Below are 15,848 nucleotides of genomic sequence, written 5' to 3'. Positions count from 1 at the left end.
TGCTAATTGCGTTTAAACTCGTGTAACAGTTCCAGTTCGGTTCTGAAAGCAAGCATTTTGTCGCCAAAAAGCCTAAGGCCTTCTTCCCTTAATTTAGGGGCGTCTTCCTGATAATACCTTTCCAGCATCTGTTTGTTCTCGGCAAAGTATTGTATAGAATAGGTAGTACCTCCCATTTCCTCAACGATAAGTACCTTAACCATTTTAGCTTCCACAAACTTTCCGGTAGCAAGTACTTCCGGTATATGTTTGTCTTTCATCCAGCTAAGCCATTGGTCATGTACGGTATCGTCTATATTTATTGTTACGTTATATATTATCATGAAATGTAAATTTGGTAATTCGTTAATCCGATTATTTGGAACAACCGATGCAAAGGTACAATTTAATTAGCTGTTTGCATCACCCCTAAGCTGCCTGTATTGTTTTCTGGCTTCCACAAAATGGATACTGTCCTGGTGGTTGAAAATTACCTTTTCATACAAAGGCATGGCCGTATCGGGATCTTCCAGCTGTTTGTTATATATCTCTGCCGAATAGAACAGTGCCTCATCCACATAGATACCATCGGCATAATTGTCTATTATCTGCTTGTAGTATTGCAGGGCAAGGTCATACTGTTTTTGTTCTTCATACAGCCTGCCTATGCGAAGCAGGGTAACATCCTGAATGCTTTGGGTCTTGTCGTTTGCCAGTATGTCCTTATACGCGTCAAGTGCTTCGGTTCTTTTGTTCTGGTACAGTTTAAAGTCGGCACGAGCAAACTTTTTAAGAGCTGTTTGAGTACTGTCTTCCACAGTATTATCAATTATAAGCAGGTAAAGCTCCAGGGCGTCATTGGCAATTAGCTGCGATGATGACGATTTAAGAACCTTAAGCTGTTTTTGTGCCCACTCAAAATCACCTTTAAAATAACTTGCCTTGGCTACTTTAAGACTGGCTTCGTGTGCTACGGCATCGTTTTTAAGATCGTCTTCAATCTGGGCATAATAAATAATTGCCTGATTGAATTTCTCATCCAGCAGTAATATATCCGAAAGCTTCATTTTTACTTTGGCTTTCTGGTAGCGGTTAAGCTGTTGGTCCAGTGTTGTGTTAAGCGTATTTATACCGGCCTGTGTGTTTTTTAAATGAAAGGCTTCAAAGTCGGCTTTAAGGATCTGCACATCCAGTGTTGTAGGTCCGGTTCCATACTGTGTAAGCAGATTGTTAATGCGCTGCTCTATGGCAGGATATTCTTTTTCGGTACTATCTTTTATATCTGCTGCAATAAGGTGTTCATGTGCCTGTAACAGCAGGTCAGGGTCTGTGGTATTTTCAAGGATAAAACCATATATCTCGCGTGCGGTTTCCGTTTCGTTTTCATCGGCAGCTACTCTTGCGAGTATAACAATGTTGTTAAAGGTGTCAGGATCACGCCTAAAAATGGCCTTTTCCTGAATAAACGCTTTACCGTAATCTTTTTCCTGAACATAGAACCAACTTAAGAAGTGATTCCAAAAGATATCCTGATTTTTCTGGGTATTTACAAGGAGTGCTTTGCGTAATGAAGTATTGAAAGTGTTGCTCTCCTCATTCATGAATCGGGAAAGCTGATTTTGTACCACAGGCAATGCCTGCTTGTTGTTATAGGAATAGCTAAGCAGTCGCTCTATCATCAGGTCTATATTGCCTAACTGTCCCTGTAGCAAAGCCATTTGATAATCAAAGTTCAGGCTTTTGTTTATAGAGGTAGCGGTTTCATAAGCTTCCAGAGCTTTTTCTACCTGTACCTTCTGTTCAAAAGTTGAAGCTACGGCATAAACGTTTGAAGGGTTTTGTGCTACGGTTTCTATTGCTTTGTTATAATTCTTTTCAGCCTTTTCCTTATCGCCCTGTAACTGATAGTTGTAACCAAGCTCTACATACAGGTAAGGTTTTTCGGTGCTTTTAAGCTTTTCGTTAATAAGCTTTTCGGCTTCGCCATATTGTTGTAGCTGCTGATAGCAGGCAATGATTTTCTGAATAAAAAAAGTGTTGTTTTGATGCCTTGCATCAAGGTCCTGATAGATAACAAGTGCTTTTTCAAACTCGCCTTTTTCAAAATAGTTTTGTGCCAGCTGCTCGTTTTGTGCAAACACTGCAACCGACCACATAAAGGTTATAAGGGCAAATACTTTTTTCATATCAAAATTCAATTTCGTTGGGCCACTTCAGGTTTGCTAAGTTAATCAATTCATTTGTTTCTATGTCTTCCCAGGTAGTTTGAATTAAACTGTTGTCATTGTCATCAAATAATTTTTCTCCTGTCGTGATACTCTTTTTACCGGTAAGGAAATTAATACTTACTTCGGTAATGTCGCCAATGTTCCTGCTGGACTCCCATAAGTCATAACCTATAAGTACAAACCTGCTATCCTGATAGCGTAACCTAAATGTTTCTCTGCTTATCCCATAACTGCCGCAGGACATCCAGGTATGAAAGTTTATGCTAAGCACACCTTTTGTAATTGACATTTCTTCGGCTTCGGCAAGAGGGTCTTCCAGGCAGGGAGACTCTATGTCGTTTTGCGAAGGGATAAAACTTTTGTTGAGGGTATTGAGTATATATCCTTTTTTATCCTTAAACAGGATAAGAAGATAACGCGGATTTAGATTCAGTAGCTGTGAGCCAAAATTTTCATTGGTAACAAAGTTGGCGGGGTCGGTATTTTCAATCACCATTGCTATATCCTCCGCCTTATCCTTGTTAAGGTCACCGGATGCAGAGGAGATAATTTTCCAGCCTTTAGGAACAAAATCTTCTGTGGTTTTACCCTGTTGAGGTATAACAGGACCGGCACTTTGTGCAAATGCTATGGCTGATGCCAGAAAGGCGATAAAGGCAAACGGTTTTTTCATAGCAAAAATTGTAACAAATTTACTAATTTATTTATTCCTTCTCAAGCCATTTGGTAATGGCTTGAAATCAATAGTTTTGAATAAACTTATTGTGTCATTAAAACTAACTTCTTTATTGTCCAGATAAAGGAATACTTCAGTTTTTGAATTCGAATATATTGATACCGAATCTTTGTCAGAATATAATACACCTTGGTTAAAAAAAATGATGTCCTTATTATAGTTTATCATATTGTTTAGATTAAACCTGGAATTCAAATCGTCTACTTCATGTTTAAAATATTCTTCCTTCTCTGTTTTATTTAATTTTACGGTTCTGTTTTTAGTTTTTAAAAATAGTACCGGTGTATTAAAAAGTTTTTTTGCCTGGATATGGTATTCAATTCGATCAATATAAAGCCCTTGGCCTTGATTATTTCCCGTGTATTTATAAACAACAATAGAATCTATTAAATACTTGTCGATTTCAAATGAATGATATTGGGTATTATCCTTACAGGATGCAAACACCCCGATAATAAATAGAACAATTAATAAATTATTTATCTTTTTCAAGCCCATATTCACCTAAATTTAATCCAAATTCTTTCATTAAAAATAATAAATCTTCCATAATATGACCATATCCTAATTTCATTCCTTCATATTCTTCTTTAGTCAGACCAATTCTGTCATTTTCAATAAAATCAACTTTAGATTTTATTGAGGATATTAATTCAAAAACGAAATGTTTGTAATCTATATTTTCCATAATTAATATTTATTTGGATAATCTAAAGTTTACTGTTTTTCAGCCCGGAAAGCCTTACGCCCTTTTTCCTAACTGTAATCAATTCCGTTATAGAAACGGTTGGGTATCTGTATTTCGAAGGATATAATAAAAAACGCGGATAATACCTGGTTTAGCATTATCCGCGTTTTGGTATAGTAATAAATTTACTAATTTATTATATCAAAACCGGTGTAAGGACGTAAAACTTCCGGAACCACAATACCCTCAGGAGTCTGGTAATTTTCAAGTATACCTGCAAGTACCCTTGGTAATGCTAATGAACTTCCGTTAAGTGTGTGTGCCAAATGATTTTTGTTGTCCTTATCACGGAAACGAAGTTTTAGCCTGTTTGCCTGGAAGGTCTCAAAGTTAGAAACCGAGCTGATTTCCAGCCAACGATCCTGAGCTGTTGAAAACACTTCAAAGTCATAAGTAAGTGCCGATGTAAAGCCCATGTCGCCACCACATAATCGTAAGATTCTGTATGGAAGCTTTAATTCCTGTAAAAGTGTTTTTACGTGCTCTACCATGCCGTCCAACGCTGCATAGCTATTATCAGGGTGCTCTACACGAACTATCTCTACCTTGTCAAACTGGTGAAGACGGTTAAGTCCGCGAACGTGTGCACCATAAGATCCCGCTTCTCTCCTAAAACACGGAGTGTATGCTGTACAAAGTACCGGAAGCTCATTTTCAGGGATGATAACATCGCGGAAAAAGTTAGTTACCGGAACCTCAGCCGTAGGGATAAGGTACATATCGTCAAGACCTACATGGTACATTTGGCCTTCTTTGTCTGGAAGCTGGCCTGTACCGTACCCTGATGCCTCGTTAACAAGGTGAGGTACCTGATACTCTTTGTAGCCTGCATCTGTATTTTTGTCTAAGAAATAAGTAATAAGTGCGCGCTGCAGCCTTGCTCCCTTACCTTTGTATACAGGGAAACCTGCTCCGGCAATCTTGTTACCTAATTCAAAATCGATAATGTCATATTTTTTAGCCAGTTCCCAGTGTGGCAGGGCACCTTCAAAAAGCTGTGGGATATCACCTTCACGGTGTACCTCCAGGTTATCTTCCGGGGTTTTACCTGCAGGAACAATGTCTGCCGGTAGGTTAGGCAGTTTGTAAAGTACCTGTAGCAGATCTTCCGAAACTTTATTAAGCTCTTCGCTAAGTTCTTTGCTCTGTTCTTTAAGCTGGCCTGTTTTTTCTTTTAAAAGCAAAGCTTTTTCTTTTTCGCCTGCTTTCATCATTTCTCCAATGTCTTTAGATAGCTTGTTGGATTCCGATAAAACAGTATCAAGCTCTACCTGGGTAGACCTTCTTTTTTCATCAAGGGCAATTACCTCATCTACCATTTCGGTAGCATCAATGTTCCTTTTGCCCAAAGCCTCAATTACTTTCTCTCTGTTTTCTCTGATAAATACTGTCTGTAACATGGATATGGTTTTTTATAAAGTGAGCAAATTTAATGAATTGTTTTAATTAATACCCGTGCCTAACCAAAGTTTAAAGTATGGTTTTTTAAGAATTAAGGCGCTAAAAAACAGGTTTTTCTGTTTACATTTGAAAAAAATAGCTTTAATGAGAAGAAATATACTTACTGTTTTAGGTTTGCTTGCCTTTTTTTCGGCATTTCCTCAAGGCTCTGATACAGAGATACAACAGATTGCCGAAGCCGAAATGAAATCGGCTTTTACACTAAAGGATCTTACTACAAATCCTGATACCGAAAATTATGATATTACCTACCACAGGCTTGAATTTACGGTAGACCCTGCTGTGTTTTTTATAACGGGCAGCGTAACCACAAATTATATTGCACTGGAGGATATGACGACCATTACTTTCGATCTTACAAGTCAGCTTTCGGTAAGTTCGGTTAAGCAGGGCAATACCAACCTTAGTTTTACCCAAGGCGGAAACGAACTTGTAATTACCTTGCCTCAGGTGCAGCTACAGGGAGAGGAAGGTACGGTTACCATAAACTATTCGGGATCGCCTTCCACACAGGAAGTGGCTTTTAACCTTTCCACACACAACGGCATACCCGTAATGAGTACACTGTCTGAACCCTATGGAGCAAAAGACTGGTGGCCGTGCAAGCAGGATCTTAACGATAAGATAGACAGTATAGATGTGTATATAACGGCACCACAACAATATACCAGTGTTTCTAACGGTGTAGAGCAGTCGCAGGAACTGGATGGTGAAGGATTTAAAACAACACATTTTAAGCACGAATACCCTATTCCGGCATACCTTATTGCCATTGCGGTTACCGAGTATAGTATCTATACACAACAGGCGGGTACGGCTCCTAATACTTTCCCGATAGTGAACTATATCTATCCGGAGAATTTTGAAACTGCCCAACAGCAGCTTGCCGTAACACCGGCTATTATGAGCCTGTTTGAAAACCTGTTTGAAACCTATCCTTTTTCTAATGAAAAGTATGGTCATGCCCAATGCAACATAAACGGGGGTATGGAGCATACCACAGTATCGTTTATGGTAAACTTCGGGAGGAACCTAATAGCCCACGAATTGGGGCATCAGTGGTTTGGAGATAAGGTTACCTGCGGTTCATGGAGTGATATTTGGCTTAACGAAGGTTTTGCCACTTACCTTTCGGGTCTGGTTATAAAAGAGCTTGATGGCGATTTTAGTTTTGTAAACTGGAAAGGGGAAAGAATAATAAACATTACATCGGCACCGGGTGGCAGTGTTTACATACCGGAAACCCAGCTTAATGATGTAGGGCGTATTTTTAGCAGTAGGCTTAGTTATAATAAGGGAGCTATGGTGGTGAGCATGCTTCGTTATGTATTAGGTGATGAGGATTTTTTTCAGGGAATACGTAATTATCTTGATGATGAGGCACTGGCCTACAGCTATGCTACCACACCCGATTTACAGGCGCATCTTGAAGCTGCATCGGGAATGGACCTGACCGAATTTTTTAACGATTGGGTGTACAATCAGGGATATCCTATTTATGATGTTACAACGCAGGATTTAGGTGGCGGACAGGCAAAGATTACCATAAATCAAGAGCAGTCGCATAATTCGGTTGATTTTTTTGAAATGCCTGTAAAAGTAAGGCTGTTAAGCAGTGCAGGAGAGACTTTTGATGTGTTACTTGACCATACCTTCAGCGGACAGGAATTTACGGTCAATGTACCTTTTGCCATTGCCGGATTTGAATTTGACCCCGAAAAAGATATCATCTGTTCTAACAGTGCGTTTTTAAGCAGGCCACAGTTTAACCTTTCTCAGGTAAAGTTATACCCTAACCCCGTTAAGGAGGAACTGCATATTACCCTTCCTCAAAATGCGACTATACAAAATGCGGTATTTTATGATGTGTTAGGGCAAAGAGAAATGGAAACAGGCCCGCAAACGCAATGGAATGTGTCGCAGCTTTCACCCGGTATCCATTTTATAAACCTTATAACTAATGGAGGTGAAGTAACCCTTAAATTTATAAAGGAATAAAAAAGTGCATAGCTGTCATTTCGAACCGTAATGAAATGCAGGGAGAAATCTCTAGTTGATTTATTTATGAGATTTGTCACTTCGCTGTGCTTTGTATCGAAATGACAAAAAGATAAAAAAAGAGGCCCTGAGCCTCTTTTTTTATTTTACCAGTTCCAGCTTATTAAGCTCGGTGGTTATAAAGTCTATTTCTTCTTTGTTAAGCTTTACGTTAATTGCCTTTGCGTTTTGTACCGATTGCTGTGCATTTCTTGCTCCGGCAAGTGCAATGGTAATGCCCGGCTGCTCTATTGTCCAGCGTAATACTAACTGAGAAAGCGTGGCATTTTTATCATCGGCCAGAGGCTTAATCTTAGTAAGGAATTCGTTAGTACGTTTCAGGTTTTCATCTTTAAAGAAGTAAAGTTTGGCACGGTGATCACCTTGCTCAAACTGATGTCCCGGCTGCATTTTTCCGGTTAACAGGCCACGTTCCAACGGACTGTAGGCAATAATAGATTTACCCGACTCAATAGTATAAGGAATAAGCTCCCTTTCTATATCGCGTTTAACCATACTATAAGGAACCTGGTCTGATACAATGTTTACATATTTATTGGCTTCCTGAACTTGTGCTGCATTGTAATTGCAAACCCCGGCATGGCGTACTTTACCTTCTTTTATAAGTTGGGCAACCGCTTCCATACTTTCCTGGATAGGAGTAGTGCTGTCAGGCCAGTGTATCTGGTACAGGTCAATATAGTCGGTCTTTAACCTTCTAAGGCTGTCTTCACACTCTTTGATTATGCTTTCCTTTCCGGCATATTTATAAATATCAATATCCTGACCCTGATTGTTTTTGCTGCTCATGGCAAAGTCACCTTTAGCCAGATCCCAACGCATACCATATTTTGTAATGATCTCTACTTTATCGCGGGAAATATTCTGAACCGCTTCGGCAACAATCTCTTCGCTGTCGCCCTGCCCGTAAATGGGCGCGGTGTCTATAGAAGTTACACCTTCGTCATAGGAAGCCTGAATGGCGTGTATGGCATCCTTACGCTCTGTGCCACCCCACATCCATCCTCCGGCAGCCCATGCGCCAAAAGTTATTGCTGATAATTTTAAATCGGAGTTTCCTATTTTTCTGTATTCCATTTTTTAGTTGAATGTTTTTATTATTAATTGATTTATCGGATAAACAGGTGACCTATGGATTTGATTCTCGTTACCATTATGGTAATACCAAACCCAAAGATACCAATTATAGCAAAAGAAATTTTAAGTCCGAACGCTTCGGCAATATAACCAATAACCGGAGGACCCAGCATGAATCCTAAAAAGCTAATGCTCGATACCATAGTAAGTGCTATACTGGGGGCAATATCGGGAGTGCGACCCGCAAGGCTGTAAACTGTTGGGACAACTGTAGAAACACCTATTCCCACAAGCATAAAAGAAAGGGCAGCAGTTACTATATAAGGAAGTAAAACGGCACTCAATAATCCTACTGAAATAAGGCAGCCGCTTACCTGTAATACTTTTTTACGCCCAAAACGCTGTACTACCCAATCGCCTAAAAAACGGCCTGTTGCCATCATAAGCATAAATGAAGTATAGCCTAAAACCACCAGACTGGCAGGGGCTTTTACAACATCTTTAAAATATACACCGCTCCAGTCAAACATAATGCCTTCACTAAGCATACAGCAAAAGCCTATTACGCCCAGCCACATAAGCGTGGGATTAAGCTTGGGAAAGCCTTTTTTCTTTGTTTGTTCTTTCGGTTTGTTCTTAACCCTTACAAGGTATTTAAAGTTAGTGGCTACAACAATAAGCAAAGCGCATGATACGATAATGAAATGCAGTAAGGGGCTTAAATTCAGTGCTGTCATCCCCAGGCTTATTACTGCCCCGGTAAAACCCGCAATGCTCCATGCCCCATGAAACGATGACATGATAGCGCGTTTGTAAAGCCCTTCGGCATAAATACCCTGAGTGTTTACCGAGATATTGGTAAGGTTACTGCACATACCAAAAAAGAACAGGGCTAACAGTAAATGCCAGCGTTCTGTACCCAAACCTAGTGTGGTAAGGCTTATAACGTACAGGCTTATACCTATTACAGCTGTTTTATGGCTTCCGTACTTTGAGGCAAGCCTTCCTGAAAAAGGCATGATAAACAGTTGTCCAAAGGGAATGGCAAACAAAACGGTACCCAAATCGGCTTCAGACAGGCCGAGGGATGTCTTAATATCGGGGATACGGCTTGCCCATGTGGCAAAACAAAGGCCCATGGAAAAGTAATACAGCGATACTGCCCATCGTACCCTGTTTAGATAAGAGACTTTTACATCCTTATACTGCTTTTTATATTGCAGTACGCCTGTTGCCATGTCGTCGCGCTTTACTTCCAATTGCTGAAAGGTTATTTGTTTAAAAATTCGGTTAATGGTTTAATAAACCTGTCATAGGCCTCAATGTGCGGCAGATGCCCTATGCCGTCTATCTCCACCAGTGTGGCATTTTTAATCTTTTGTGCTGTTTCCTTACCCAGCTTAGGGTAATTGCCTAACTGTTCCTGAGCTTCTTTTGGAGCCAGTGCCTTACCTAAGGCGGTACGGTCACGCTGCCCAATAATAAGCAGAGTAGGCATAGTAAGGTTTTTAAACTCATAGCATACCGGTTGGGTAAAGATCATATCGTAGGTTAATGCCGAGTTTTTGGCAATTACAGGATAATCCTTATTAAGTGTCCAACCTGCCAGTATATTAACCCAGGGGGCATATTCAGGTTTCCATTTGTTGTCGTAGTAAAAGGTAAGCTGATAGTTCTTTATTTTTTCATAATTCTGTTTCAGCTCGGTCTGGTACCAGTCGTCCACACTTTGGTAAGGCACAACCACTTTCCAGTCCTCAAGTCCTATAGGGTTTTCCAGTATAAGTTTTTCGGTCATATCAGGATACATAAGCGCAAAGCGTGTAGCAACCATTCCTCCCATTGAATGGCCCAGTATATTTACTTTTGTTATACCAAGCTGGTCTAAAATTGCTTTGGTATTCTCTGCCAGTAACTGAAAACTGTATTGAATATCGGTTACTTTAGACGATTTACCAAAACCTATCTGATCGGGTATTATTACACGAAAACCCTGTTTGGAAAGGTCTTTTGCTGTGTGCCCCCAGTAAGCCCCGCAAAAGTTTTTGCCATGCAGGAGCATTACCGTTTTTCCGTTTGGTTTTTCGGGCTTCACATCCATATAAGCCATGGCTAACTGATGTCCCTGTATGTTGAGAGAAATCTCACTTACCGGAAAAGGGTATTCTATATTTTCCAACCTAAGTCCTGAAACCTCGGGTTTATTGTCCTGAGCTTTAAGGGTTAGTCCTAAAAGCATGAGTAATAGTAAAACCGTTTTTTTCATGGTTTAAAATTAGATACTATCTTTTATTTTGAGTTATACAATTTTATCATAATGTTGTGCCATATTAATGCCACGCACTTACTTGGGTAAGATAATCTAACTGTTCTTTAGTAATAGCCAGATCGGGAGCTTTTATAATGCTGTCCAGTTGTTTAAGGTTGGTTGCGCTTACTATAGGTGCCGTAACCGAAGGACGATGAATAAGCCATGCCAGTGCAACTGTAGCCGGAGAAGTGTTAAGTTCAGCAGCTATCTTGTCCAGAGTATCAAGTATTTTCATTCCCCTTGCATCAAGATATTTTGCTACTCCACCACCACGCTGGCTTTTACTCAGGTCGGCTTCACTACGGTATTTTCCGGTAAGGAAACCACTTGCCAGTGAAAAGTAGCTTATAACCCCTAAATTATGTTCCAGACAAACCTCTTCAAGGCTGGCTTCAAAAGGCTCTCTTTCATAAAGGTTATAATGCGGCTGAAAGGTAACATAAGAAGGTAGTTTCTGCTCAAAGGAAATACGCATGGATGCCTGAAGCCTTTCGGTAGAAAGGTTAGAAGCGCCAATGTAACGAACCTTGCCTTCTTTTATCAGTTGGTCATAAGCTTCAAGAGTTTCCTCAATAGGGGTGGTTTCGTCATCCCAGTGGGTTTGGTATAAGTCGATATATCCTGTCTGTAGTCTTTTAAGGGAATCTTCGGCAGCCTTAAGGATGTACTTTTTGGAAAGGTTACGTTTGCCGCTTCCCATATCGCCACCTACTTTAGTAGCTATAATAACCTTGTCACGATTATTATTCTTTTTTAGCCAGTTGCCTATAACGGTTTCCGATTCCCCTCCGTTATTACCGGGAGCCCAACGTGAGTATATATCTGCAGTGTCTATAAAATTAAAACCGGCACCTGTAAAGGCATCCAGTATTTCAAAAGAGGTTTTTTCATCTATCGTCCAGCCAAACACATTTCCCCCAAAGGTTATAGGGAAAACCTGAAGATCAGACTTTCCTAATTGACGTTTTTGCATGATAGTTTATTTTAGTTGAATAACTTTTTTCTCTTTGCTGCTTTGTATAGCAGCATCTATAACCTTCATTACCTTAACGCCGTCTTCTGCAGGAACAGGTTCCGGCTTATCTTCGGTAATAGAATGGTATAATGCATCAAAAAGGCCGTAGTAATTGCCCGGGCGCGTAGGGATATGCCCGCGGTATACTTCACCATGTTTCTCGGTATGCAGTATCCCGGCCTTATCTTCCGGTTCTATTCCCCAACCTTCAAGAGTAGGTTTTTTTCCGGTTTTAAGTTCGTCTTCCTGAATGTCGCCACGGCTTTTAAGGAAAGATCCTTTAGTACCGTGAACGGCATAAGCAGGTACAGCTTCCCTAAAAAAGAAACCTGCCCTAAGCCCTACTCTCTTATCCGGATAATACAAGAGTATATCCATCAGGTCGTCTACAAGTGAATTTTTTCGGGTAATCCTTAAATCGGCAAAAACCGCATCGGGTAATCCAAAGAGATGTATTGCCTGATCAATAAGGTGAGAGCCAAGGTCCTTTAAAACTCCTGCTCCTGCATTAGCGGTTTCCTTATGTGTTTTGGGGCTAAGGTTAGGGTTGTATCGGTCAAACCTAAACTCTGCTTCAACAACATCGCCCAGCAGTTTTTCGTCTATAACTTCCTTAACGGTTTTAAAATCGCTGTCCCAACGGCGGTTTTGATATACCGAAAGTTTCAGCCCTTTTTGTTTGGCAAGGTCACGAAGTTCTTCGGCCTCTGCGGTTGTGGTGGTAAAAGCTTTCTCTACCAGGGCATGTTTACCTGCTTCAAGTACTTTTTTGGCATATTCATAATGTGTTTCAACCGGAGTATTAACTATAACCACATCTACATCATCATTTAAAAGCTCTTCGAGTGAACCATAGCTTTTTACTTCGGGATAATCCTGCTGTATAAGTTTTTTGCTGCGTTCCCAGGAACCGGTTAGCTCAAAGCGCGGATGCAGCTCTAAAAAGGGTGCATGAAACACTTTGCCGGACATGCCATAGGAAAGCAGGGCTGTTTTTAGTTTCTTCATAATTATTAACAGATGTTGCGGTTAATTACAGAGAAAGCACAGACAGCCTGAAGACCATTGCGGATTAGTCTTCGAGCTGTGCCCTTTCATATTGTTTAGGCCAAATAACATTGGCTTTAAGTTCGTGTGCAAAGTTAAGTGCAAGATTAGGATCACGAAGCGATTCACGGGCAAAAAACACCAAATCGGCCTGATTTTTTTCCAATATTTCTTCTGCCTGATGTGCTTCGGTAATTAGTCCGACAGCTCCGGTGTGTATACCTGTTTCTTTTTTAATGCGTTCGCTTATGGGAACCTGATAGTTAGGTGCTGTAGGAATGTTTTGGAAATGCACAGCCCCGCCGGACGAACAGTCAATTACATCCACCCCTTTTTCTTTCAGCAGTTTTGCCAGTTTAACAGAATCGTCTATCTCCCAACCTCCGGCAGCCCAGTCGGTACCTGAAATACGTACAAATAAAGGCAGGTCATTAGGCCATTCCGATTTAACGGCCTCCAGTATTTCGATCAGCAATCGGGTACGGTTTTCAAAACTTCCCCCATATTCATCAGTACGCTTATTGCATAGCGGCGATAGGAACTGATGGATAAGGTAGCCATGAGCTGCATGTATTTCCAATACTTTATAGCAGGCCTCGTGAGCCCTTTTGGTGGCAGCCTTAAAATCGGCAATTACCTTTTTAATATCAGCTGTGCTCATTTCCCTTGGTGGGTGCGTATCGTTGTCATAATAAGGTATGGCACTTGGAGCTACCGTTTGCCATCCGTTTTCGGCTTCGGTAAGCTTGCGTCTTTCCTGCCATGGGGCCGATGTGCTTGCCTTTCTGCCGGCATGCGCCAGCTGAATGCCGGGAATAGCATTTTCCTGCATTATAAAAGCAGTTATCTCTTTATATTTCTCGATGTGTTCATCTTTCCATATGCCCAAATCTTCGGGAGTTATGCGCCCTTCGGGAGAAACGGCGGTTGCTTCCTGTATAATAAGTCCCGCACCGCCAATGGCCCGTGCGCCTAAATGCACCAGGTGCCAATGATTGGCAAAACCGTCTTCGGCCGAATACTGGCACATAGGGGATATTACAATACGGTTTTTAAGAATTATACTTTTTATTTGAAGTAATGAAAACAATTTTGAAGCCATAATCTTACTTTTTGAGGTTAAAAGAAGTAATCAAAAAACAGATGCTTTTGATGGTAAAATCCAATTAACAGATTTTACAAAACGTAAAGTTACCTTACAAAAAGCAAAGTTAAAACGTGTAGGGCTATTATTAACAAACATTTAAATAGGATAACGTTTGAAATTAAATGTCCGATAGTAATCAGAAAATGCTATTTTTGTGCGTTAACAGAGTAAAATTGACAAATGGAAGTAGTAATAAAACTCTCTCAGTTTTTATTGAGTTTATCTTTATTGATCGTGCTGCATGAGCTGGGGCACTTTATACCGGCTAAGTTATTTAAGACCAAAGTTGAAAAGTTCTATCTTTTCTTTGATATAAAATACTCACTTTTTAAAAAGAAAATAGGTGAAACCGTTTATGGTATTGGCTGGCTGCCTCTTGGGGGGTATGTAAAAATTGCCGGTATGATAGACGAGAGTATGGACAAGGAGCAAATGGCCGAAGAGCCAAAGCCGTGGGAGTTTCGTTCTAAACCGGCATGGCAGCGATTAATTATAATGCTAGGCGGTGTTACCGTAAACTTTATACTGGCTTTTGTTATCTACATAGGTATTGCATTTTACTATGGTGAAAACTATATCCCTAACAGTGCTGTTAAGGATGGTATATGGATAGCTAATCCTACTATGGAGGAAATAGGCCTAAAGACCGGAGATAAAATAATATCTGTAGACGGCGAGAAGGTAGATAATTTTTACTCGGTAAACGAAAAGCTGTTTGTAGCGAAGAAAGTTCTTGTAGAGCGCGATGGTAAAGAGCAGGAAATTAGCTTGCCGATTGATTTTATAGGGCAGCTTAGTGAAAGTGGCAAAAAATCATCTATTGCGGAACTTAGGGTGCCATTTGTAGTGATAGCAACAGAAGAAGGCTCTATAAATCATGAAAATGTTAAGCCTAAAGATATAGTAGTGAACTTTAACGGCAATAAGGTAAAATATGCCGATGAGGTAATAGCTGCTGCCCAAAACCTAAAAGGGCAAACAGTTAATGCTGTAGTTTTAAGAGATAAAAAAGAGGTTCCTGTACAGCTCAAAATAGATAAAGACGGTAAATTTGAAATAACCCAGGCATTAAGGCTTCCTTTAAGTAATATTGAAGAGTTAAAGCTGTATGAAGTGCGTCGTGAAAAGTATGGCTTCTTTGAGTCTTTCTCTGTAGGTACAGAAAAAGGTTATGATAAGCTTGTAGGTTACGGAAAGCAGCTTAAGGTAATTTTTACACCTAAAACAGGAGCTTATAAAGAGGTAGGTGGTTTTTATGCCATTTTTGATATTTTTCCTAACACATGGAGTTGGGAAGCGTTTTGGAACATTACCGCAATATTATCAATTATGCTTGGTGTGATGAATTTATTGCCTATTCCGGCTCTTGATGGTGGTCATGTAATGTTTTTATTGTTTGAAATGATTACAGGCAGAAAACCGGGGGATAAATTCATGGAATATGCTCAAATAACTGGCTTTGTTTTACTTATAACATTAGTGTTACTCGTGAATGGGAATGATATTTTTAAGATAATTACAGGCAAGTAAAATTTTTCAAATTTTTTTCTTGAATTTTTTTGCGAAAATTAAAAATGGTTATATATTTGCACCGCAATAAAGGCAACAATATTAGCAAACACAAGTTCTTAGAAACATTAAGTATAGCTGGGAAAACAAAATAAACAGCAGTTACTTTTAAAATATACAGTTTCCTCCTTAGCTCAGTTGGTTAGAGCATCTGACTGTTAATCAGAGGGTCCTTGGTTCGAGCCCAAGAGGGGGAGCTACAAAGGCCAGTCTTAATGACTGGCTTTTTTGTTTTTGATACATTTCATTATTAAAATACCGGCCTCGTAGTTCAACGGATAGAATGGGAGTTTCCTAAACTTTTGATACAGGTTCGATTCCTGTCGAGGCTACAAAACCCGCTTATGTAAATAAGCGGGTTTTTTGTTTTAATATTTTACATGTCCAGATGAGGTAAAAGACTACAAAAAAATGTTAAAAAAACTAAAATATCTTTGTAAAATTGCGGTCGTTTTTAACCAACCTTAATTTA

Annotated in this window: 14 protein-coding genes and 2 tRNA genes; 4 read left to right on the top strand and 12 right to left on the bottom strand. The window is 39.9% G+C overall.

From position 1 onward, the window contains the following. Positions 1-2: 2 nt before the first annotated feature. The 6 genes from NU09_RS06400 to serS form a co-directional block, all read right to left on the bottom strand. Positions 3-323: a DUF4286 family protein gene (locus NU09_RS06400; protein ID WP_129750444.1), complete on the bottom strand. Its 321-nt coding sequence runs from the start codon at positions 321-323 to the stop codon at positions 3-5. 66 nt (positions 324-389) lie between these two features. After that, the gene (locus NU09_RS06395; protein ID WP_129750443.1) at positions 390-2,165 is read right to left on the bottom strand and encodes a tetratricopeptide repeat protein; all 1,776 of its coding nucleotides are present in this window, start codon (positions 2,163-2,165) and stop codon (positions 390-392) included. 1 nt (position 2,166) lies between these two features. Then, complete coding sequence (locus NU09_RS06390; protein WP_129750442.1) at positions 2,167-2,880, bottom strand: hypothetical protein; 714 nt, start codon at positions 2,878-2,880, stop codon at positions 2,167-2,169. 27 nt (positions 2,881-2,907) lie between these two features. Next, positions 2,908-3,441 (bottom strand): hypothetical protein, encoded by a 534-nt coding sequence (locus NU09_RS06385; RefSeq protein WP_129750441.1) that lies wholly within the window; start codon positions 3,439-3,441, stop codon positions 2,908-2,910. Then, the gene (locus NU09_RS06380; RefSeq protein ID WP_129750440.1) at positions 3,419-3,631 is read right to left on the bottom strand and encodes a hypothetical protein; all 213 of its coding nucleotides are present in this window, start codon (positions 3,629-3,631) and stop codon (positions 3,419-3,421) included. Before NU09_RS06380 ends, NU09_RS06385 begins: the two co-directional genes overlap by 23 nt. Before the next feature lie 188 nt (positions 3,632-3,819). Beyond that, positions 3,820-5,091: a serine--tRNA ligase gene (gene serS, locus NU09_RS06375; protein ID WP_129750439.1), complete on the bottom strand. Its 1,272-nt coding sequence runs from the start codon at positions 5,089-5,091 to the stop codon at positions 3,820-3,822. Between the two features lie 145 nt (positions 5,092-5,236). On the opposite strand from serS, the gene NU09_RS06370 reads away from it, so the two are divergent. Next, a complete protein-coding gene (locus NU09_RS06370; RefSeq protein WP_129750438.1) occupies positions 5,237-7,150 on the top strand; it encodes a M1 family aminopeptidase in 1,914 nt (637 codons plus the stop codon). 141 nt (positions 7,151-7,291) lie between these two features. Here the strand turns inward: NU09_RS06370 and NU09_RS06365 are convergent, their stop codons facing one another. The 6 genes from NU09_RS06365 to NU09_RS06340 all read right to left on the bottom strand — a co-directional run bounded on the left by NU09_RS06365 (position 7,292) and on the right by NU09_RS06340 (position 13,762). Further along, positions 7,292-8,287 (bottom strand): aldo/keto reductase, encoded by a 996-nt coding sequence (locus NU09_RS06365; RefSeq protein WP_129750437.1) that lies wholly within the window; start codon positions 8,285-8,287, stop codon positions 7,292-7,294. Positions 8,288-8,319: 32 nt separating this feature from the next. Continuing rightward, the gene (locus NU09_RS06360; RefSeq protein ID WP_242501837.1) at positions 8,320-9,546 is read right to left on the bottom strand and encodes an MFS transporter; all 1,227 of its coding nucleotides are present in this window, start codon (positions 9,544-9,546) and stop codon (positions 8,320-8,322) included. Positions 9,547-9,557: 11 nt separating this feature from the next. Next, positions 9,558-10,553, bottom strand: coding sequence for an alpha/beta fold hydrolase (locus NU09_RS06355; RefSeq protein ID WP_129750436.1), 996 nt, complete (start codon positions 10,551-10,553; stop codon positions 9,558-9,560). A gap of 64 nt (positions 10,554-10,617) precedes the next feature. Continuing rightward, complete coding sequence (locus NU09_RS06350) at positions 10,618-11,571, bottom strand: aldo/keto reductase (RefSeq protein ID WP_129750435.1); 954 nt, start codon at positions 11,569-11,571, stop codon at positions 10,618-10,620. A gap of 6 nt (positions 11,572-11,577) precedes the next feature. Beyond that, positions 11,578-12,621, bottom strand: coding sequence for a Gfo/Idh/MocA family oxidoreductase (locus NU09_RS06345; protein ID WP_129750434.1), 1,044 nt, complete (start codon positions 12,619-12,621; stop codon positions 11,578-11,580). Between the two features lie 64 nt (positions 12,622-12,685). After that, complete coding sequence (locus NU09_RS06340) at positions 12,686-13,762, bottom strand: NADH:flavin oxidoreductase/NADH oxidase (RefSeq protein WP_129750433.1); 1,077 nt, start codon at positions 13,760-13,762, stop codon at positions 12,686-12,688. Between the two features lie 225 nt (positions 13,763-13,987). On the opposite strand from NU09_RS06340, the gene rseP reads away from it, so the two are divergent. From rseP to NU09_RS06325, 3 genes are all read left to right on the top strand, one after another. Continuing rightward, on the top strand, positions 13,988-15,337 hold the full coding sequence (gene rseP, locus NU09_RS06335; protein WP_129750432.1) for an RIP metalloprotease RseP: 1,350 nt from the start codon (positions 13,988-13,990) through the stop codon (positions 15,335-15,337). Between the two features lie 162 nt (positions 15,338-15,499). Beyond that, a tRNA-Asn gene (locus tag NU09_RS06330) sits at positions 15,500-15,573 on the top strand. 63 nt (positions 15,574-15,636) lie between these two features. After that, positions 15,637-15,708: transfer RNA gene (locus NU09_RS06325), tRNA-Arg, on the top strand. Positions 15,709-15,848 lie beyond the last annotated feature (140 nt).

Origin of the sequence: Flavobacterium beibuense, from assembly GCF_004151245.1 — a bacterium.
GTDB lineage: Bacteria > Bacteroidota > Bacteroidia > Flavobacteriales > Flavobacteriaceae > Flavobacterium > Flavobacterium beibuense_A.
Note: the sequence above shows the minus strand (reverse complement) of the source record. Positions and strands in the feature narration are given on the sequence as shown.